General features: G+C 49.6%; 18 protein-coding genes. 11 read left to right on the top strand and 7 right to left on the bottom strand.

Features of this window, described 5'->3' with window-relative positions; genetic code table 11:
• Positions 1-41 precede the first annotated feature (41 nt).
• Positions 42-173, bottom strand: a complete 132-nt coding sequence (locus KTH_RS19335) for a hypothetical protein (RefSeq protein WP_282957309.1) — start codon at positions 171-173, stop codon at positions 42-44.
• Between the two features lie 696 nt (positions 174-869).
• On the opposite strand from KTH_RS19335, the gene KTH_RS19330 reads away from it, so the two are divergent.
• On the top strand, positions 870-2,177 hold the full coding sequence (locus KTH_RS19330) for an AI-2E family transporter (protein WP_111319118.1): 1,308 nt from the start codon (positions 870-872) through the stop codon (positions 2,175-2,177).
• Between the two features lie 62 nt (positions 2,178-2,239).
• Here the strand turns inward: KTH_RS19330 and KTH_RS19325 are convergent, their stop codons facing one another.
• On the bottom strand, positions 2,240-2,899 hold the full coding sequence (locus KTH_RS19325; RefSeq protein WP_111319116.1) for a potassium channel family protein: 660 nt from the start codon (positions 2,897-2,899) through the stop codon (positions 2,240-2,242).
• Positions 2,900-2,952: 53 nt separating this feature from the next.
• Positions 2,953-3,363: a potassium channel family protein gene (locus tag KTH_RS19320; protein WP_111319114.1), complete on the bottom strand. Its 411-nt coding sequence runs from the start codon at positions 3,361-3,363 to the stop codon at positions 2,953-2,955.
• A 162-nt stretch (positions 3,364-3,525) separates the two neighbouring features.
• On the opposite strand from KTH_RS19320, the gene KTH_RS19315 reads away from it, so the two are divergent.
• The 6 genes from KTH_RS19315 to pdxR all read left to right on the top strand — a co-directional run bounded on the left by KTH_RS19315 (position 3,526) and on the right by pdxR (position 10,014).
• On the top strand, positions 3,526-4,572 hold the full coding sequence (locus KTH_RS19315; protein WP_170142338.1) for a lipid II:glycine glycyltransferase FemX: 1,047 nt from the start codon (positions 3,526-3,528) through the stop codon (positions 4,570-4,572).
• 30 nt (positions 4,573-4,602) lie between these two features.
• Positions 4,603-5,196, top strand: a complete 594-nt coding sequence (locus tag KTH_RS19310; protein WP_111319110.1) for an HD domain-containing protein — start codon at positions 4,603-4,605, stop codon at positions 5,194-5,196.
• Positions 5,197-5,300: 104 nt separating this feature from the next.
• Positions 5,301-7,538 (top strand): PAS domain-containing sensor histidine kinase, encoded by a 2,238-nt coding sequence (locus KTH_RS19305; RefSeq protein WP_111319108.1) that lies wholly within the window; start codon positions 5,301-5,303, stop codon positions 7,536-7,538.
• 17 nt (positions 7,539-7,555) lie between these two features.
• Positions 7,556-7,951, top strand: a complete 396-nt coding sequence (locus KTH_RS19300; protein ID WP_170142337.1) for a response regulator — start codon at positions 7,556-7,558, stop codon at positions 7,949-7,951.
• 65 nt (positions 7,952-8,016) lie between these two features.
• Positions 8,017-8,259 carry a PLDc N-terminal domain-containing protein gene (locus KTH_RS19295; protein ID WP_111319104.1) on the top strand — a complete coding sequence of 81 codons (243 nt, stop codon included), beginning with the start codon at positions 8,017-8,019 and terminating at the stop codon, positions 8,257-8,259.
• 144 nt (positions 8,260-8,403) lie between these two features.
• Positions 8,404-10,014: a MocR-like pyridoxine biosynthesis transcription factor PdxR gene (gene pdxR / locus KTH_RS19290; RefSeq protein ID WP_170142336.1), complete on the top strand. Its 1,611-nt coding sequence runs from the start codon at positions 8,404-8,406 to the stop codon at positions 10,012-10,014.
• A 63-nt stretch (positions 10,015-10,077) separates the two neighbouring features.
• Here the strand turns inward: pdxR and KTH_RS19285 are convergent, their stop codons facing one another.
• Positions 10,078-10,755 (bottom strand): RNA polymerase sigma factor, encoded by a 678-nt coding sequence (locus tag KTH_RS19285; RefSeq protein WP_497620559.1) that lies wholly within the window; start codon positions 10,753-10,755, stop codon positions 10,078-10,080.
• A 284-nt stretch (positions 10,756-11,039) separates the two neighbouring features.
• On the opposite strand from KTH_RS19285, the gene KTH_RS19280 reads away from it, so the two are divergent.
• Both KTH_RS19280 and KTH_RS19275 read left to right on the top strand, forming a co-directional pair.
• A complete protein-coding gene (locus tag KTH_RS19280) occupies positions 11,040-14,573 on the top strand; it encodes a TGS domain-containing protein (protein WP_497620557.1) in 3,534 nt (1,177 codons plus the stop codon).
• A gap of 71 nt (positions 14,574-14,644) precedes the next feature.
• Positions 14,645-16,123, top strand: a complete 1,479-nt coding sequence (locus tag KTH_RS19275; RefSeq protein WP_497620554.1) for a winged helix-turn-helix domain-containing protein — start codon at positions 14,645-14,647, stop codon at positions 16,121-16,123.
• On the opposite strand, the gene KTH_RS19270 is transcribed toward KTH_RS19275, so the two are convergent.
• The gene (locus KTH_RS19270) at positions 16,104-17,066 is read right to left on the bottom strand and encodes an aminoglycoside phosphotransferase family protein (RefSeq protein ID WP_497620552.1); all 963 of its coding nucleotides are present in this window, start codon (positions 17,064-17,066) and stop codon (positions 16,104-16,106) included. The genes KTH_RS19275 and KTH_RS19270 overlap by 20 nt on opposite strands.
• Before the next feature lie 621 nt (positions 17,067-17,687).
• On the opposite strand from KTH_RS19270, the gene KTH_RS19265 reads away from it, so the two are divergent.
• On the top strand, positions 17,688-18,044 hold the full coding sequence (locus KTH_RS19265; protein ID WP_497620551.1) for a DUF5522 domain-containing protein: 357 nt from the start codon (positions 17,688-17,690) through the stop codon (positions 18,042-18,044).
• A gap of 11 nt (positions 18,045-18,055) precedes the next feature.
• On the opposite strand, the gene KTH_RS19260 is transcribed toward KTH_RS19265, so the two are convergent.
• Positions 18,056-18,292 carry a hypothetical protein gene (locus KTH_RS19260; protein ID WP_497620549.1) on the bottom strand — a complete coding sequence of 79 codons (237 nt, stop codon included), beginning with the start codon at positions 18,290-18,292 and terminating at the stop codon, positions 18,056-18,058.
• 276 nt (positions 18,293-18,568) lie between these two features.
• Positions 18,569-19,480, bottom strand: a complete 912-nt coding sequence (locus tag KTH_RS19255; protein ID WP_497620547.1) for a CHAP domain-containing protein — start codon at positions 19,478-19,480, stop codon at positions 18,569-18,571.
• Between the two features lie 462 nt (positions 19,481-19,942).
• On the opposite strand from KTH_RS19255, the gene KTH_RS19250 reads away from it, so the two are divergent.
• Entirely contained in the window at positions 19,943-21,271 is a 1,329-nt protein-coding gene (locus tag KTH_RS19250) for a S53 family peptidase (protein ID WP_497620545.1), read from the top strand.
• Positions 21,272-21,331 lie beyond the last annotated feature (60 nt).

Below are 21,331 nucleotides of genomic sequence, written 5' to 3'. Positions count from 1 at the left end.
AAAAGCCCGCCAGAGCTGGACTCTGACGGGTTTTTTTCGCTTTAGCGTGCCGCGCGGGAGGGTTGCAGTGCAGCTTGCTCACGTACAACCTGCTGCTCGGTGACGGGTGCTGGTGTATCGGGAATGGTAGCCGCAAGGATAGCGCGTGACGTTACCTGAGATGTCGAAGTCACATGTATATGAGAAAGCCTGGCTGCTTCTTGATCTTTATTTCGGAGGGCAAGGAAGGCGAACGTAATGAACCACCCCAGCAAGACAACCAGTAGAACCCATAGAAGCGTGATTTGTGATGTCGAAGTCAGATGTGATATGCCCACTGTTTTTATCCTCTTTTCAAGCTGGTTTCTGATAGATACTTTCTAAGCTGTATAATGAAACGTCAAGTTACAGAGAAAACGAAATTGGAAAAATGTGAGACTCGATGCGCTCACTAAGAGAGAAGTACAGACCGCATAGGCTATCTTCCTCATACCTGATAGGAGTGGCTATCGCATGCTGCTGAGGGGTGCCCATTGCCCTCAAACAAAGAATGAGATAGCGTTCAAGCCGGTTAGCTCTACAGCCTCCGGCGGGCCTGGACTCCACATTGACATGACGAAACATAGCCATAGAAAGTTTCACTGTGCGAGTCTCTTCTTTTGACATAATCTGGAAAAGAGCATCTGGATAAAGATCTCAATATAGGTATATTCTAGTTTTCTTCTGATGAAACGTCTAAGCAAATAGAAGCTTTTGGCTAGGACTGTCCGTTAGAGTACTATCTATTGTAAAAAGAATAGCTGAAAACACTTGTTTTCGACTATGAAACATGTCACAATGGTGAAGATAAAGGTACACCGTCCGGTTGCTAACAGCGAGGAAAAAGAAATATGGGTCAAATTAACTGGCAACGAACGCGTGATATTTTAATCTGTATCATCTGCGTTGGTTTTATTTTCAGCGCATCATGGGCCTTGTTGGGTCAGTTTGTCGAGGCGATCGTGATTCTTGTCCTGTCAATGGCGATTGCCTTTCTGCTGACTCCTCTTGTAAACCTGTTAACGCGTGCGAAAATCCCGCGTGTGCTCTCCACCGCGATTGTCTATATTGGCGTTCTGTTCCTGCTTGGTTTTCTGATCTACCAGTTAGGAGCGAACGTGGCAGAGCAGGGAAGAAAATTCTCCGGTACTGTTTATGACTTCGTTGTCAGCATACCGGATCGCTATAACTCTACAATTAACTGGCTGAAAGAGATGGGCATTGCCCAGAGCGATATTGACAATGTCCTTAACGAGTTAAGAACGCAGGCCTGGAACTTTGCCTCTTCCGCGCCACTCAGTACGGTCAACATTCTGACGTTGGCGGTGCAGTATTTCCTCAATATCTTTCTGGTTGTGGTAATGAGCTTCTACCTGACACTTGACGGGAAGCGGATTCGTGACTCGCTGGTAGGGTTGGCTCCCAAGCGCTTTTTGCCGAATGTCCTGTTGTTTGAGGATGCACTGACGCGAGTAGTTGGGAATTATATTCGGGGACAGTTGACTCTGGCGCTGATCGTTGGCGCGATGACGGGGCTGGTCTGTGTGTTTAACCCACCTCTGGGCGAGTTCGCCCTGATCTGTGCGGTCCTGGCATTCCTCTTTGAAACAATTCCGATGGTGGGGCCGGCGCTGGCCTCGATTACACCTATTGTGATATCGCTGCTGGAGCCGCAACAATTTCCACGTACCTTTATTGTTGCCGGTTGTTTTGTCGCGATTCAGTTAATTGAGAGTAACATTCTGGGGCCTCGCATTGTCGGGCACGCGGTTGGGCTGCATCCGGTGGCTGCTATTCTGGCCTTGCTGGTAGGTGCGCGTCTGTTTGGCGTTTTTGGTGCTCTGCTGGCGACCCCGATTGTGGCGGCGCTGTGGGTGGTTGTTTCCAGCATTTATCGCTCGGCTCGAGGCGAGACGCCCGATCAGATTCTTGCGCGTAAGCGAGCGCCGTGGACTATTCGCCGTCCAAATGGGCGTTTTCGGGTTCGTCTGAGGCCACCCAATAGTACAGATGAAAGCGAAGCGCAGGAAGGTGAGGTTGAGTATAGTGATCTGATCTATGCGATTGATCAGGAAGGCAAGGCGGAGGAAGAGGGCGAAGAGAAGGAGAAAGAGCAATCGGAAACCTCGAAGAAAGAGCCTCCTTTGAGTGAGAAATAGGGCAGAAGAGCACTTCATCGCTGGATTGAAGTGCTCTTTTTGCTTCTGGCTTGTCCTGACGTTTAGCTTGTGCCGAAGTTGCGGCGCAGCTCTTCTTCTCCCTCCTGACTGAGGAGCGCATAGACGATATCGTTTGCCTGTAGCACGGTATCGGCATTGGGGAAGATCTCTTCGTTGTTCCGAATAATCAGCGCAAGCGTGCATTTGCGTGGAAGGTTGATTTCGCTTAGCTTCTTGCCAACAACCGGTGACATTGCCGGAACATTTACTTCGACAATCTCAAGGCCGGCTCGTTTCAACGTCAGCAAAGAGATAAAGTGCGGGCCGGGCAACTCACTTTCGATCAGCGAGAGGATTGCTTTTGTCGGGCTGATCGTGACATCGATTCCCAGTTTATAGAAGAGGGCCTCGTGCTTGGGATTGTTCAAACGAGCAATAGTACGAGCAACATTGAAACGTTTCTTTGCCATCTGGCAGATAACAAGGTTGTCTTCATCTTCACCGGTGACAGCAATGACTACTTCAGCACGGCGGACGCCCGCTTCTTCCATTGTGCGGGCCTCGCATGCGTCTCCCTTAAGAATGGCCTGTCCCAGTTCTTCGGCAAGCATTTGAACACGTTGTGCCGACTTTTCCAGAAGGAGCACCTCGTGTCCGCGTTTGAGCAAGCTCCTGGTCAGGTAGTAGCCGACGTCGCCACCACCTCCGATGATAATATACATAGATACGCCTCTCTACTCCCTTCCCTCGTATGCCGGGAATGTATTGATAGTGCTCATTGCTTTTCTTCTTTCAGTATGGCTTGAGAGAGAAGTTCTGCTCCTACAATTGTAGGGCTGATTGTCTCTATCCCAAGTTCCTGATACGTGCCCTGGCGAATCGGGTCATAGATACGGCAAACGACCTTCTTGACGTGAAAAATCTCTTTTGCGATCTGGCTTGCCATGATGTTGCGGTTGTCGCCATTGGTAACGGCGGCAAAGGCATCAGCTTGCTCGATTCCAGCCCGGCGCAAGATATCCTCATCCACTCCATTTCCGGTGATGCGCTCTCCCTGGAACTCGGGGTCCAGACGCTGGAAGGCGTCTGTATTGATATCAATGACAGATACCTGATGACCCTGCTTTTCGAGATTTGATGCAAGGGTGGCACCTACCCGACCACAGCCGAGAATAACAATTCTCACAGAATGCCTCCTGTCGGTTGTCAACCGCGTTTAGGATTAGGTGAAATGACAATGGTATTATAGCATGTCTGTCTTTAGTGATAGGATGGTTTTCCTGTGGAAGAGTGTGAAGAAGGCCAGTGATATGATAAGCTATCATAAATGCGAGAGAAAGTGAGTCCTATGCAAGCTCTACATCAGCGTTATACACTTCATCTGCTTCATGAGGCGGCGCGCGAGGTCTGGAACCGCTTTGTTGATGAGCACCCGAACGGACATTTTTTGCAGTCATGGGAATGGGGCGAGCTCAAGGCGCCCACTGGCTGGCTCCCTCAGCGCCTGGTTTTATGGGATAGAGAGCAGCTGCGCATTGTTGCGGGAGCACAGGTCCTCTGCCGGACCGCTCCCCATGTCCCCTTGCGTATGGGGCATCTGGCGTATATCCCGAAAGGGCCGGTGCTGGACTGGCGACAGCCCGAGCTCTGGGAGCCATTCTTTACCCGACTGCATGAGCATCTCAAGCGCCAGGGGGCTGTGGCCCTTCAGGTTGAATCAGCGGAAGAGACCGAGACAGAGGGTGGACGGTGGGTAGCGGAATGGTATCGACGCTGGCAAATGCAGCCGCTGCATCCAGTTCAACCATTGCGCAGTATCGTGCTGGACCTTTCCCCTGCTGAAGAGGCGCTCCTTGCTGGCATGAAAGAGAAGTGGCGCTATAATGTGCGGCTGGCGGCCCGGCGTGGCGTCACTATACGAGTGGCCGAGCGACCGGCTGATGTCCGCGCCTGGTATAACCTCTATCGTGTTACCAGTGAACGCGATCATTTCGGAATTCATGATCTTGAGTATTATCTGCGGGTCTGGCAGCTTTTCGCACCACAGAACCGACTTCGGTTGCTGCTCGCGGAGCACGAGGGCCAGCTTCTGGCAGGAATCTTTGTCGGGCTGTTTGCACGTCAGGGAATCTATCTTTATGGGGCTTCGGGCAATGAGAAGCGCCAGTTGATGCCAAATTATCTGTTACAATGGGAGGCGGTTCGCTGGTGTAAACAGCAGGGGGCAACGACGTATGACTTCTGGGGGATCCCTGATACCGATGCAGAGGGCGAGGCGATGGCCGGTGTGTATCGCTTCAAACGCGGTTGGGGCGGACGCGTGGTACAGTATATAGGGAGTTACCAGCACGTTTACCAGCCCTGGTTGATGAGGCTTGCCGAACGATTCCTCTAGCCCAATCGGAAAGGAAGGAAACGTCTGTCAATGGAAGAAAATATCCCATTTCGCCTGGAAACTGCATTAGAACGGAAAATCGCCGCTGACCCTGAGTGGCTGGCCGGGATTGAATGGGGGAAACCGCGAGCCGGTCACATGGAGGGTCCGGTGAAATTCCATATTGCAGACGTGCTGGCAAATATTGATGCGCAACATCCTGAGCCAGAGGAGCGGCGGGTGTTGCGCTTGATTGCCCTGCTTCATGATACATTCAAGTATCAGGTTGACGAGCACAGGCCGCGCATTCATTCAAACCACCACGCCTACCGCGCTCGATGCTTTGCACAGCGCTATATTTCTGATCCCATCTTGCTAGACCTGATTGAGTTGCATGACGAGGCTTATAATAGCTGGCGACTAGGCGCGATTAAGGGCGACTGGCGGCATGCGCAAGAGCGTGTCGACCTCCTGCTTGCCAGAATTGGTCCGGCGTTACCCCTCTATATCCGCTTCTTTCTGGCTGACAGTGGCACCGACTCAAAAGACCCGGCGCCGGTTCGCTGGTTCCTCGATTATGTGCGCAAGAAAGGGTTTCCTCTGCCTCCGATTCCTTCACGATACAAGCTGCCAAAAGAGGGCTAGAAGTCCTTTGCTCTTCTTCTTCTTTTGTCTATAGCTTCTCTTTGGATGCACTTTGTACACTGAACAGAGTGAGAGTGTATTGTTTCTGTTCAGGGGCAAACAGCATGAGTAAAGAAGGTGCGCGGAAGACGGGAGAGCAGAAAACGGGGGAGCAGCAAAAGCAGCGGCGTAAACCCTCGACCTCGGTGATCGAAAAGGTTGACAGGATCCATAGCCAGGATGAGTTACGCATCTATCGTTCTCTATTTGTGGGCATGGAACAGGGCGTAATCGTGTATGACGCCGAGGGGAGGCCAGTTATGGCGAATCCCGTTGCGGCCCAGATTCTGGGCATTCCGATGGAACAGCTTATGCAGCGTACGCCCTCCGATCCAGCCTGGCGTATGTTGCAGGAGGATGGCACGCCGTTCCCTGTGGATGCTCTGCCCGTGGTTCGCTCGCTTCGTAGTGGACAACTTCAAGCCGGTATTGTGGTGGGCGTTTTGAATCCCAAAGAAAAAGCATATCGCTGGTTACTGATGAATGTGATTCCTTCTCATCCTTCTCGAGCAACCCGGCCTGACTTTGTGCTTATGGTATTTCATGATTGTACCAATGAGCATCAACATCTAGATATACTCCGCTCCTCTGAGGCGCAGGCGCGCTCACGACTTGAAGAGTTGGAGGCCATTTTTGAGGTCATCGCCGATCACGTCTCCGTCTACGATTGTAATATGCACATCTTGCATATGGGACGAGTTTTGCGTGAGGCATTAGAACTGCCTGAAGAGAATCTGCCGGAAAGTCTGGATATACTGGTAAAGGACCAGAGCCGCATTCTGGATGAGCATGGAGAGCCGCTTCCCCGTGACCAGTGGCCGACCGCCCGTATTCTACGTGGCGAAGTACTCAAGGATGCAAACGCGGTCGATATTGTGGTGCAGCGTGCCGAGAAGCATGATGTCCGTTTTAGTATTACTGGTGCACCTTTGTTTGATCAATATGGGCACATCACAGGTGCGGTGACGATCTCAATGGATGTAACCCGGCGGCGCATGCTGGAACAGCGAACCCAGAACGCGTTGCATGCCATCCTTTCAATGGCTGAGGCGATGGTTGAGGAGAGGCATGACACGGGCTCGTTGATTGCTGCCTTTTCCGAAGGGGAGAATGCTGAAAGTGTTGATATGGTGCGTCGTCGACTGGCTGAGATCCCCTACCATTTGTTGGATTGCGAGCGAGTAGCGCTTCTGTTGCTTGATCCTGAGGCCCAGACGCTTGAGCCAATGATTATTGTGGGGGCTTCCCCGGAGCAAGAATTGCAGTGGCGCAATCGCATGCAGGACATTACTTTGCATGACATTGTGATGGGCAACGAAGCCTTGCTGAAACAGCTATATCAGGGTGAGGTAATTGGCCTGCGCCCCGGTGCATCAGCCTTGAAAGGCTCTTCGCTCTACAGGGTTGTTTCACCGATCATGCAGGGAAAGCAGCTCATTGGCCTGCTGGTTATTGGCTATGCCACGTTGAAGGTGCGCCTGGAGCCCGACGACCTCTCAATTATTCAGGGGATCGGGCGTCTTGCTGCGTTGTTGATCGCGCGTGAGAAGGCACAACAGGAGAGGGATCAGGCCCTGCAAGCCTTGCGAGATGCCAATGAGGAGCTAGAACGCCTCAATCGGATGAAGAGTAACTTTGTCTCGATTGTCAGTCATGAGTTCCGCACAGCCCTGACTGGAATTCAGGGATTCAGCGAGATTATGCGGGATAGTGAACTCAGTGCGATGGAGGTCAAAGAATACGCCGCCGATATCCATGCGGATGCACGTCGCCTGGTGCGCATGATTAATAATATGTTGGATCTCGATCGGCTGGAGTCGGGGCGTCTGCGCTTGAATCTGGGCTGGCTCGATCTAAACGCGATTATTATTGAGGTTGTGAATCGGCTACGTCAATCGGCGCCGAAGCATCATATCCGCTTGCGACTGGCAAAAGCGTTGCCCATTATACTGGGGGACCGTGATAAGCTGACGCAGGTCGTTGTCAATCTGCTGAACAATGCCATCAAGTATTCACCCGGCGGCGGAGAGATCGTGATTGGGAGCATTCTTGAGGGTAGTATGATTCATGTCTATGTCAAAGATAATGGTCTGGGCATTCCCGATGATGAGTTAGAGCGTATTTTTGAGCGCTATACTCGCGTTGAGACGATGGGCACACGTTTTATTCAGGGGACCGGACTTGGCCTGCCGATTGTTAAAGAGATTGTGCAGTTGCACGGCGGCGAGGTCTGGGCTGAAAGTGCGGTCGGAGAAGGCTCTGTATTTCATTTTACAGTGCGTTATGGCCCAAAAAGCGTGTAATGGAAGGGGGAATTGAGATGGCGAAGATTGTCTTTTGTGAGGATGAGGAGCGTATTCAGAAGCTGGTTCGGGTCATGCTTCGCTCAACACCACATGAGCTTTACCTTGCGGCTGATGGGCGTGAAGGGCTGGCTCTGATTGAGCAGGTCAGGCCAGATATTATTTTTACGGATATCTCGATGCCCTATTATGACGGCTTTCAGCTTGCCAGAATGGTGAAAGAGCGTCCTGAGCTGGCGCATATTCCGATCATTTTTATCTCGGCGTTCTCTCAACGTTCAATGATAGATGAAGGGTATGAATACGGTGGAGCGAGTTATCTGGTGAAGCCTTTTAGCGCAGCAGAACTCTATGAGAAGATCGCCGCTTTTTCCAGCATTTCCAACCCGGATACCTCGTCTCACGTACCTTAAATAGAGTAGTATGTAGTGTGATTGTATTGAATAGAAAAAGCGCTTCATCTAAAGGAGAAATAAAAATGTCTAATCGCGGATGTTTTTTTAATAGTGTTTTGTTTCTTGCTATTCTGTTTCTACCTGTGATTGTTGGTCAGATTATTGAAACCTTTATGGTGCTTGAAGATGAGTACTCAACCTCTGGAAAAGTGCTCTGGCTGGTTCTGATTTGGTTGGTGCCGGTGATTGGTACCTGGCTCTATCTGTTTTTCGGGCAACGTCCTCCGCAGCGCCGTGGGTATATTCGGTTCGGCCAGTCGGCATAAACCACACTTGTTCCATAGTTGTTATACAGGAAAGCAGCCAATTAACATCAATTGGCTGCTTTTTTAATACGTCAATTGGCCCTTGTCACATAGGGGGCGAACAGTTTACAGTGAATGGAGGAAGCCAATGCAGGAGGAATAGAGATGCGAGAGAAAACTATCCGAAAAGCGAAACATCCCCCACTCTACCAGAGCACGCCCCGATCTGTGGTGGTCCCGCTGCATACTTATATTCATTTAGAGCGTTCTTCCAGTGTGCCGCTCTATAAACAGATCAGTGACCAGATTCGCGAAGTGATCCTCTCGGGAGAGCTTGGTGAGGGATCACGTTTGCCAACTGAGAGGGCGCTAGCGCAGGAACTGAATGTCAATCGAACGACGATCATGAACGCCTATAATGAACTGGCTGCCGAGGGACTGATAGAGGGACATGTTGGTCGTGGAACAGTGGTTAAGCGAACCTATTTTCAGGCCTTTGAGGATGAGGAAGCCTTTGTTGATGATAGTCCTTCCTGGCTTTTTGGTTTGTCATCTATGGATGATCTGTCAGAGGGCCCTCAGGCGCGCGTCCTGAGCGATATTGCCTCAATGGGAGAGCGCGAAAATATTATCTCGTTGGCTTCAGCAACCCCACCACCTGATATGTTACCGGCTGAACTGATACAGTCCATTATGAGTCAAAGGCTGGCTGAGGGGAGACAAAGCGCACTAGGGTATTGTCCGGTTGAGGGATTGCAATCATTGCGGCGTGCGCTGGCATCACACATGCGGAAGCGTGGGGTTCCGGTTGACTTTCAGCATATCCTGGTGTTGTCCGGTTCGACGCAGGGAATCGGCTTGATCGGGCGTTTTCTCTTGCATCCAGGAGATGAGGTTGTGGTGGAGGTACCGACTTATCTGGGAGCGATTCAGACCTTTCGAGCATTGGGTGCGCGGATTATCGGGATCCCGGTCGATAAGGATGGAATGCGTGTTGATTTGCTGGAAGCGATGCTTGCCAGGCGGAAACCGCGCCTGATCTATGTGTTGCCAACCTTTCAGAATCCGACCGGGGTGGTGATGTCGCTTGAGCGGCGTAAGCGTCTATTGGCTCTGGCCCGGCGCTATCAGGTACCGATTCTGGAAGATGACCCTTATGGTGAGATCTATTTTGAGAATGATGTGCCTCAGCCCTTGAAGGCGCTAGATACGCGGGGCCATGTGCTGTACCTGAGTACCTGTTCAAAGATCCTGGCTCCCGGTTTGCGGGTTGCGTGGCTGGCGGCAGCGGAACCGTTGATAGAGATGCTTTCCCTGCACAAGCAGGTTTTTGATCTGAATACGAATGCTTTGGGGCAGTGGCTTGTATCCGAAATGTTACGTCAAAATGTACTGAGTAAACATCTGGAAACCGCGCGAGCGCTCTATCACCACAAACGTGATCTGATGCTTGATGCAATAAAGCGCTATTGGCCGGTTCCTGTGCGAATTCATGTCCCGGATGGCGGTTTTCATCTCTGGTGTCATCTTCCGGGCTGTATTCGGGCGCGAGCGCTCTTGCGAGAGTCCATTCAAGAACAGGTTACGTTTGTTCTGGGTGAGCCATTCCATGTTGATGGAGGTGGCCATCAACATATTCGTTTGAGCTTTGCTAGCGCCTCAGAAGATGAGATTGTAGAGGGTATTCGACGTATCGGTCTGGCAATGCAGCGTATTCTAGCTCGCCATGTACCGCGTGAAGAGCAGGAGAGGATTGAGCGCTTTCCTGTTGTCTGATCGCTTTATATAAAATAGCCGCCACCCCCTTGCTACCCCCTGAGAAAAAAGAGAGGACACTGGCTATTTTCTTCGCCTACGAACATGAAAACACGTGAACGGATGGTCTGAGCTAAAGTGCGGATTTGCGCTAAGGTGGCGAATAAGTGTGCTGCGTGCTGCATAGAATGACGCAAGCAGTTTCTGCTTATCTGCGCGTTCTTGCGGCCAGCGGCAAGGCGTGATATCCAGGTTATATCGCTGAAAAGACGCGATCAGGACATGTCGATCATCAACGATATCGTTAAAGTAGCAGATGGTGGCATACCGCTGTACGGGGGGTAATTCCATGATGGCGTCTACAACAAGGTCAAGTAGTTCCTGAAATGATGCTCGGTGTTCATATTCAAGGGCGGGATCGTCCCACCCCTGGCTCAAAGAGATGAGTGGTGTTCCGGTACAGGGTTCACCTTCTTCTGTGGTATGGAGGGAGAGCCAGGGCCTGGTGCTGCGGAGATAGCTGACAAACTCATTGTGGATGGTTCGTTTGAGGTATCCATGGAGATTGCTGATCTCGCGGCTTGCCAGGGCTCTGGCAAGCTTATACAGCGTGCACTGCGCTATCTCGTCCTGTTCCCAGTCATTCAGTGAGCAGTTGGCATGCTTCAGCATCACACGAATTACGGGTTCTAGCTCTACGAGAACCGAGTTAAGAGAAGGGGCGCTATAGTCAGATGGTACTTGAGGTTTCTGATAGGGCATACTGTACCCCTTTCTTTCCTGTGATGTTAGTTATAAAAAGAGCAGAAATTTTTATATTAAGTAATATATGCAGTAATTATTGGGAAATGTCAATAACTTTTGACGTAATTTTTGGAATAATAGACAAAAGAGAAACAATTTTATTTTCGTCTCTTTATTTTATTTTTATTCCTAAACGAAGTGATATAGAGACTTGACTTATGCATTTTTACATATTATTATTACGAAATAGGATATGGTTTGTAAAACTGTGAGGCAAGCAAAAAGAGCAAAGGTGCTTCCTGATGGGAAAGACTCGTTTGCAGGCAGAGCTTGCATGCTGGAAACCGGTTCCTACAACAATACCCGCTGAATGGGCTATGTGGATCGAAGAGCTGGCTCGGGAGACAGTGGGAAGCCCTCGTCCGGCCCATGCCTATGTGCTGAATGTGATCAGGTATGATGCCCGGGAAGTAGGGAAGCTGTTACAGAACTGGGGGTTGCCCTGGCAGGTTGTGGCAGCGGGATACCTGCGTATCTACGATGAGGAGTTGATTAAGCGGCGGCAGCTTCTGGATCGAGAGCGGGTGATGAGCCACTTTAAAGAGTCGCTGCTGTACTCTCGTTATATTGAAGAAGAGCAATTAGGGCCCCTCCTTTCTCTGCCCCATCGTGATCTAGGAGCGTTGTTGATTGCGGTTGCTATCCATTATCAGTCGTTAGTGCAACTGTCCAAAAGCGAGCAGCGGCCTGGAGACGATCAGAAGCGGCGACCACGTATTGAGAGCACCGGGCGAATCCTCCTTCACATTTGTAAGCGTTTGGGAATGTGGCGTTTTAAGCGCCAGATTGAAAACCTGATTGAGCAATTGGCCGATCCTCTGAAGTATAAACAAGATGAGCAGCGGTATTGTGCCATTCTTGAACGAGATGATGAGAAAATAGAAGACGTTCGTTGTATGTTTGTTAACTATTATCAACGAACGATTGGTCAGCAGATCGAGATTGAGGTTATTCCGTGTGAAGTTTCGGGCCTCAAACGCAGAGAGCTAAACAGTTATGCCCCGACAATAACACAGAAAAGACGTCTCTCGGGATTTGATCTGGTTGTTTTTAATGTGATTGTGCCCACTGTAAAGGATTGTTACACTGCTTTTGGCGTTTTAAATCAGCTTGGCATATTACAGGACCGCGTCGCTGACCAGATCGCGAATCCGAAACCTAACGGCTATAGTTTGTTGGCTTATGAACTCGTGCTGGATGGAAGCCATTCAGTTTTACAAGACCTTACCTGGTTGAGTGAAGAGCGCGTTTGTTGCTTTTTGCAGATTGCGACCGCACCTCTGCATGCCATTATGTATTATGGCTGTTTGTATCCCGAATGCTACCTTGTCTATACTCAAACTCTGCCTTTTCGGAAGCATCTCTACGAACTGCCTTCCGCGTATACCTGGAATAGTCCCGTTGGACGGGCGCTTTTTGCAATCAAGAAGGCAATTGTTGAGAGTGAAAAGGCCGTGCCGACCTATGATCGTTTGCGCCCGATTATCGTGTATGATAAGCATCGCAACCCGGTTGCTCTGGAAAAAGGAGCCACTATCCTGGATTTTGCCTATCAGCTTGCCCCTCATTTAGGTAATCAAATTGCGGAGGCTTATGTGAATAATCGTAGAGTGCCTCTCTATCGTGAACTCGATGCCGGTGACGTTGTCGAGATACGGACTGGGGGAGAATTGCAGATCCAGGATGATTGGTTTGATGGAAGATATGCCATTACCAAAAATGCACTGGATCAGATGCGCAAGGCATTGAAGAACCAGCTCCATAGATATAAGGGATATGTTTTAATTGATCGTGCGTTGAGACGTCAGCATTATACATTGTCTTTTGACGAGCTGGATGATGAATTGAGTCTGCTTGTGGCGCAATATCGTCTCGGTACGAGACAGATCTATCTTGAAAATTTCAAAGTGGAGTCGGAAGCGCCTTATACACCGGATTGGGCGGCGCAACAAATCATCAAGCGACGTGAACAGGCCGAGACGCAGAGCGAAGGGGAAGCCTGGCTCCCCCAGGCAATAGATTCGGAACAATTATACCCTTTGCGTTTATGCTATGTTTGCCAACCTGCTTATCCTCAGAGGATTGTCGGCAATCGTCGTAGGGGAAGTGAGGAATTAATAGTACACACGATCACCTGTGGTCGCTTGCATAGAAGAGACGCTGCCAGACATGCAGGTACTGTGCCGATGGACTGGAGGCGTGTTGATTCCACTCTGAAAGTGACGTTTACGATTGAGGCCCGTGATCGTCGTGGATTGGTACATGATCTCGCGAAACGATTGCGTCGGCATCAGTGTCTGTTGTTAGGTATTAATGGACGTGTGGTAATGCGCTGGCGCAAGGCGGAACTGAGCCTCCAAATAGAGGTCATTAATGATAGAGAGGCGCTTGCTCTCTGGGATGAGCTATCACAGGTAGAGAGCGTCACAAAGGTTGAGGTAGATGCAGAGGGGACTGACCGGTTAGTGTATGCATCCCTGGTGCATCAGAAAAAGAGGAGCTATCCCGAGCAAGCATATAGCAGAGGACCGGTAGCTTCTGATCAGCGAGGACAGAGCCTCACAAGGCGGAATCGTATTTTGAAGAATCCCTATGACATTTCAAGGCCTGCGACGGCGCAGATGTTTGTGGGACGTAGTTACGAGATGGATCGCCTGAACAGGGAACTCTGTGAGTCCGAAAGAGGGAAAGCGGTGCTCCTATATGGCCCCAGACGTTCCGGAAAAACCTCGCTTTGTAAGAATTTTCTGGAGCGCTATGTTACGCCGCCTTTCTGGTACACTTTTTATTCGCTTCAGAATGTTGTTGGTGAAAATGAAGAGGTTATTTTGCGATGGATTGCTGAGGCTATCGCCCACGCATTTCAATTACAATTAGGGGTAGAGGCTCCTCACTGGAATGAGCAGGCTATTCCTGATATTCATGCCTGCTTTACGGATTTCCTCTGTCGTTGCTTGGCCCTGACTCAAAACTCCCGCCTGATTCTGGTACTGGATGAGTTTGGGAGCGCCCTGGATGCGTATCAAGCCAGGAAACTGGATGTTCGTTTCTTCTCCTTCTGGCGCCATCTGATGGAGGAGGTTCCTCAACTCAGCCTGTTGATTTCGTTGCCTACACGCGCTCATATGCTGCTCACATCCAACGAATTTTCAAATGCGTTTAGTTTTGCCCAATCATTACCTGTTTCATATCTCGATTCAGAAAGCGCCAGCCATCTGTTAGTGGATCCATTAGAGGAACAGCATATCCAGTTTGCTTCTCAAACCGTGGCGGAAGCCATGCGTTTGACCGGAGGTAATCCATACTATCTTGCACTGCTCGGCCTACAGCTTGTTTTCTTTCTCAATATGGAGACAAACAAAGAGTACGTGACAAAACAAGATATCGATCGGGTAGTAAATGATATCATAGGTGCAGGTTCAATTCAGAACTTCATTTTTTATGGGAAAGAGTTACAGGATGAGCAGGAACTGGATATTATTGAGGCAATTGTTGAACTCACAGAACAGAATGGACAGGCTACTGTGTCCTTGCAGCAACTGCTAAATTCCCTGAATTTGTCTGTCCAGCATATTCGTTCTCGCCTTGAGCGCCTGCGTAATGGTCTGGTTCTTGGAGAATATATTCACCGTAAGCCTTCCAATCCCTATTATGCTTTTAAGGTTGAACTGGTTCGTTACTGGTTGCAACACAATCGCTGGTTTTTTCATTATTTTCGTAAAGAACGAGAGGACAGCCTAAGATGGGAGAGAAAGGAACTACATGGTTCAGTCTAGCCAATCCTTTTTTTGCTGTTGAAGACAAGGTGATAGGGAGAGTATCGGGGCGTGGAACAGATATAAAAAGAATGTTGATCGGCAGACAAAGCGCGATTATTCTGACGGGAGCGCCTTGTATCGGGAAGACCTCGTTGATTCGCTATCTCTGTGATGAGCCTGACAGCGGCTGGTCATGGAGGCAGGAAGAGGAACTGATCCCTCTTCAGGAGATGTTTGCCTTAGATAGGTACCATTTTGTGCAGATAGATCTTGCCCCCTTAGAGGGGTGTCTGCATGTACATGATATGTTACCTCTTTTTATTGCTGAATGCGCAAAAGCGCTCTATGCTATTCATTGCCCTGGTGAGAAACCACCTGCCCATGATCTGCGTGGCCTTAGAGATTTATTGAGATCGCTGAGTACGCAACATCCAGAGGAACAGTATTGTGTGATGCTGGATGCTGTTGAGAGGCTTGATCGACCAGATGTTGCTTTTCCGGAACTGGAAAAGAGCGGGGCGAAAACTCCTCAGGAAAGAGGGATTGCTTTGCTGAATCATTGCGGCGCTATTCGGGTTCTGGTTGACCTGATAGATGAATTTGCCTGTTTTAGTGTTGTGCTCTCAATCGAGAGCCTCCCTCATGCCAATATCGAGAGCCAGTTTGAGAATATCTCTGCGGATCTTGCCCGTTTCTATACGATGCCACTCCAATGTTTCACGTTGAAGGATACCCGTGCCTTGCTGGCCCAGCTCCCAAGGGATTTCGGGGAAAAGTGGGCTGCTTCATTCCACGAGCTTGGAGGAATGGAGATATTTTCCCAGCAGGAACAGGACTGGATTTATGAACAGGCTGGAACCCATCCTTATCTTTTGAGCCAGTTTTGCTATCAACTGTTCTATTTTAAACAACTGTACGCAGATGTATGCGGCTCGTGGCGTGAGCTTCCCTTAGATGGTCGCGAGCAGCTCCTTGAACAGGTCAATGCCGGGATTGCCACTTTTCTCTCTCGGCAATGGAAACGCCTGGTTCAAGCTCTGGAGCGTGGAGGTCCGGAGACAAAAAGCCATTTTGCTACCTTTGTTCTCGCCTTAAAGCAGAGAAAAGCAACGGAGCCATTTTCAGATGCAGAATGGAACTCATTTTACAATGTGCGCTATATCCTGACGAATGAAGGTATTGTGCGTTACGATCCATTCCGCCCTGTTTATCCTCCCGGATCGCTGCTCTGTCATTACCTTATCCAGCAGATACGTGAATGGACGTTACCTGCTGGACCAAGTGTTTTTCGCTTGAGCATTCAGTTTGCAGATAAAGAACCTGCGCAGCTCACACTCACTGAATTGGAATACAGGCTGTTAAAGGTCCTACTAGATCATCCCAAGCAGTGTAGCGAAGAGAGCCTGATGAAGGGAGGGTGGGGAAAAATAGTCGAGCGCTCCACTCTATCTCAGCGAATGCATCATTTACGTAAAAAATTACGCAAACACAGCGGTGAAGATCTGATTATTAATCACTATGGGGGCCATTATTCGCTGACAAACCCGTTCAGGCTCCAATTGGGATGAGTGCAGTTTTCTCCGGGGGCTTCTCCTGTATCACTTCTGGCTTGTCTGTGAGCTTGCTTGCCAGGACCTTGGCGATATCAAGAAACCCTTTGGAGAAGTCTTTTGACGCCTTATCATAAAAGAGGCTGGTATAGGCGCAAACGATTGCCTTTTCTGCCATGTAGTACCAGAGCAGGGGTTCGTATGCTTTTATCTCGCTGGAGAAAGAGTAGGCATCGAAAAAGGTGTTTAAGAGTATGCCCCACTGCTTCCATTCGAGGTGGCGAAGGATACTGACAAGCAGCATCGCCAGATCGCTGAGCGTGTCAATGTAGTAGAAATCGGAGCGCTTGTCGAAATCAATACAGTCGATTATCCATACATCGAAGGTCTGGTCAGTTATATTGAGATAAATGTTGTTTGCCTTGAGATCTCCATGACAGCGCTTGATGTGTTTCCGCTCCCATCGTTGCTTAAAGAGCCATTGATAGCGATGAAGTGCAGCTTTTAAGGGGACTGCAATAGCGGCTTCTGGCTCTTCGGCCTCTAATCCCAACGCACGGCAAACCGAATAGAGACACTTGAGGTTCACATTCAGTTTGCCTTGTAGCCGTGCAATGGTTCCGAAATCTGGCGGCGCCGGCTCTAACTGTTGATGTATTGAAGCGATATCTCGGGCAAGCTTTACCAGCTTTTCTGGCTGTAATGCAAAGTCATGCTTTTTGAGCTGGCAGTCCAGCCAGCCATCTGGATTTGATGGGCACTTCATAACCAGCGCATATTCAATTTCCTGTTCAAAATGGTTGCTCTTCTCATTCAGGTAGGTACGAAAATCTTGCTCCTGAATAAGATCTCCAATCTCGATACGACCACCTTCGCACAGGTCTTCCACATACTTCAGGGGGGCGATGCCCAGATAGATGTGTGGTGTCAGTTTGCGATTAAAGGTGTAGCCCTCTAGCAAAGCTTTTCGCCGTTGGATGCTTTCAGTGAAATCATAGATTCCATCCTTGTAAGCTTGGAGCCATTTGAGGCAAAGTTCCTCGTTGTATTCTGATACTGTGATGGGCTTAACTCTGACAACATTTGAGGGTTTTCTGTGTGAAAGGACTGTCCTGATGACATAGGAGGACGAGGGAATATATTTGTGTGTGTGGGAAGTTGAGGGGCTGCAATGCCCTTTTACTCCACTGCCATCATTGGCCTGAGGCATAAAGCACGTACATCTCCTCTCTACGAGATAAGATTTTGCTCTCAATGAGAGCCTTGATGAAGATTTAGTTCTGAATTTCAAATCGATGTGTTTGATAACAAGCTATAGGGGAGCAAGTCCTGCTCTACAAAATATAGTATACTGACCCATATGAAAGAGGCGTGTAATTGGGATTATGGTATATTTGTTTGATAGATAAATATCTACATTTGAAGTATATGTATATATTTGATAAAAAAAGAATGTGATGTGACATGCTGAAATAACGTTTGGGGAGGCGTGGTTCTGTGATGTGAAATGCGCTACAATAAAACAAGGCTGTTCCATTCGCGATGGTGCATAATGAAGTAACTTGTCTGAGAATATGGGGAGATGGAAGCAAACTTGAAGCGAAAACTGCAAAATGAGAATGCAGATTGGGAAATAACCTCTGATGGTCTGTATGTTGCGACAAGAGGGTTTTTGATTCGCCGTGGCTACTGTTGCGCCAATCGGTGTAAGAATTGTCCGTATATCAACTGGCGGGATAACCCCGAGTGGGAGCCCGCACCGCCAGAGGCCGTACGGCAGATGCGGGTATCACCAAAAGCGATCGCGGGAGCTGAAGCTATGCTGGCCTATCATAGGCAACAATTAGAGCTGGCTCACGACGAGCAAGAGCAGCGCTATCATCGGCGTATGTGGACACATTATGCTCATCTGTTGCGTTGTTGGGGGGCCGGTTCCTGATCGCCACTGTTTTATGGTGATGAGACAGCAATATGCACGACGAGACGCTTTGGTGAGCGTGGTCCGGGTTGCTTGCGACCGGTACCGCGAATGATGACGATCTGACGCAGTGAGGTTGTATCTTTTTGTGGTACTTCATCTTCTGGTTGACGTTCTGGTGTGGCATTTTGATACAATGTGGTTCCTGTTGTTTCGTTCTCTGGTTGCTGACGGAATGTTTCAGATGTTGTGGAATAAAAGGACGGCATGCAGAATTCCCTTTTCTCTTCTAGCTTGCATTCAAACGTGTACATGTACTCACAAAAACATCAGGCGTCCATTGCTGAATTAAACCAGCTTTGAGCTCCTTCGTCAAGCAAACGAGCCGGATACCAGGACCAAGATGCTACTCCCCTTTTCTCGCTGTCTGTTGAAGAAGAGCCCTTTCTTGCTTCCTCTTCTGTTTTTACCTCTTTTTGAGAAATACTGAGGCCAAAAGAAAGGGCTACAGATCAATTAACCTGTAGCCCTGTCATATGTTTGCTTTAGTGCCAGACGAAGTACATTCCCGGACCGGGTGAGAAATCCCAGTAGGACAGGGTTGCGAAACCGCCGCCTCCGGCATACCAGTTCCAGTTGCTGGTATGAACGGTTCCGTCAGGATTGATACTCTCTACGATCGCAACGTGACCGTAGCCACCTGCTCCCTGTACACCCGGCATCATTACCAGGATAGAACCGACGACAGGTTGTTGTGAGACATGCCAGCCATACGCATATGCTCCACTTACCCAGTCTGCTGCATTACCGAGCCAGGGAACCCAGATCCCGGTTAATTCGTGATAGCGCATTGCCGCCCAGTAGGTGCATTGACCGTAAAAGAAGTGGTTGCCGTCGCCGTAAGCGCCTGGAGGAGGAGTCGGAACACCTTCAAAGACCTGATTCCCCGGATCATAACCGTCCTGCGTTACAGCCGTCGCCGTGGCTGCCTGCTCGGGGAGCAAGGTCACTTTGTCATTCTTCGAGTTAAAACTGTTCAGCGTACTGTTGAGGAGCGTGCTTGGCGCTCCCTTTGCGTCAGATGTGATAGGAACGACTGCTGCCAGTGCGCCGCCGATGATCAGGACAAGCGTCAGAGTGGCAGCAATATGCAGAACGAAACGCCGGCCTTTTGGAGGGCGGACGCCGCCACTTTTCTTCCCGGAGCCTTTAATAACAACCGGGTCACGTTTGACCCCATTATCTCCCAGTGCTCCAGTGAGCTGGCGCGTCACTTTGGGAGCCATCATCTGCGAAGCATTCAAAGGTGCAGCGGGAAGCGGCTGTGATGCTGGTGGCATCTCTGCCCCTGGAAACGCCAGTTGCTCTACCGGAGTTTGCTGTTCTGTTGCATCCGAGGAGAGAGAATCAGTGTGTAATTGTGATTCAGGATTCTTTGTGAAATTCAACGACGACATACGAAATATCCTTCACTCCAGTATCTCGCATTACAATAAATACTTTTGCGATTTGCAGCACTTCATCACCTATACCTGACTTTACCCAAGGAGCTCGGGGGGGTCAAGTTATGTTCCGTTAAATAGGACTATAGAACTACATTGAGCAGCATGATCTTAACCAAAAAAGAAAGTACGTTGCTACTCCTCTCCCTGGAAAAATGCAGAGCTACTCATTGCTACGTGAAATATATGCTGATTGGGCACGATTAGTAGTAATCTGAGGAACAGGCGGAACAGGATAAACCGGTTGCTGCTCTACACTCCTTTCCTCCAGGGATTTCACCTGAACGAGCTTGTTTCTGCTGACCAGATACGAGGGGAACAGGTATAATGTGCGCAGGGTCAGAAACAATAGAGCATTTCTGACCTGGTGTACCATCGCTATGACCTGCGTGGGTCAGGTATAACGAGAGGAGAAGCATGAAAAAAGAGTTTTTTCGGTATTGGTGTTCCCTCGGCCTGCTGCTAACGCTACTGCTGGCGGCCTGTGGTGGAGGTGGTGGGGACAATGGAGAACAGCCGACAAAGCAGCCACAGGTAACCCCAACAGTACCACAAACTGCAACGACTGAGCCTGTTACTTCCTGTCCTGCACGGCTCAAGGAAGTGCGAACCTGTCTGACGCCCTATACGCTACGGCAGGTGTATGGTGTCCAGTCGTTGATTGATAAGGGATATACCGGGAAAGGGCAGACCGTTGTGCTGATCGAGTCCTTTGGGAGCCCGACAATCAAAGAAGATACAGACGCTTTTAGCAAGACCTTCGGCCTTCCTCCTGCCGATATAGAGGTAATCTTGCCGCTCAATGTGCCGGAAAAAGATCCGCATAATGATAAATATGGCTGGATGCAAGAAACGACGCTGGATGTCCAGATTGTGCATTCTATTGCTCCCGAAGCAAAGATCGTTATTCTGGTCAGTCCGGTGGCTGAAACGCAGGGCACTTTTGGCCTACCGGAATATCGTCAGCTAGAACAATATATTCTTGACCATAAGCTTGGAAATATTGTCTCACAGAGCTGGGGGGCATCTGAACTGACATTGCAGGATAAAGCTGCCCGCGATGAGCTCAATAAGTGGGATGCATTATTGAAAAAAGGGGCACTTGAGCATCATATTACCTACCTTAGCTCGTCTGGTGATTCCGGGGCTACCGATTATATCGATCAGGAGAGTACACGTCTGGGTGATAAGCCGACGACGGTTTTTTCAGCCAGTAATCCCTGGGGGCTTGCCGTCGGTGGGACAACGGTTCTGCCCAAAAAATCTGGTGGCTATACCGAGAGAGCATGGAATGGGAGTGGTGGTGGCTTCAGCAGTATTTTCGCGCTTCCCGAATATCAGAAAAAGCTACCCGCGCAGGTACAACAGATGTTGCAGAACCGACGAGGCGTGCCCGATGTTTCGGCTAATGCTGATCCGGCAACCGGCCTTGCCTATTATCTCAAGGGTAACTGGTCAATGGCAGGTGGAACCAGCGCCAGCGCTCCCCTCTGGGCAGGCCTGATCGCCATTGCAAACCAGATGGCCGGGAAACCACTCGGCTTTATCAATCCTGCTCTGTATCAACTGGCTACGACTCCCGCCTATAACCAGTGCTTCCATGATATAACGACCGGCGACAATACCAATCGTGAGGCTGATGTGGAAGGCTATCCGGCGATGCAAGGATGGGATCCCGTTACCGGTCTGGGCACACCGAACGCGGAGAAACTGCTTCCTGAGTTAATCAAAATACAACATGCTTGAATGAGGTGAGCTGCTCTCATTTTTTGCGTTTCAGGGGCGCTTGCGCTAGAGTATGAAGGA

The organism is Thermosporothrix sp. COM3, assembly GCF_059696735.1.
Note: the sequence above shows the minus strand (reverse complement) of the source record. Positions and strands in the feature narration are given on the sequence as shown.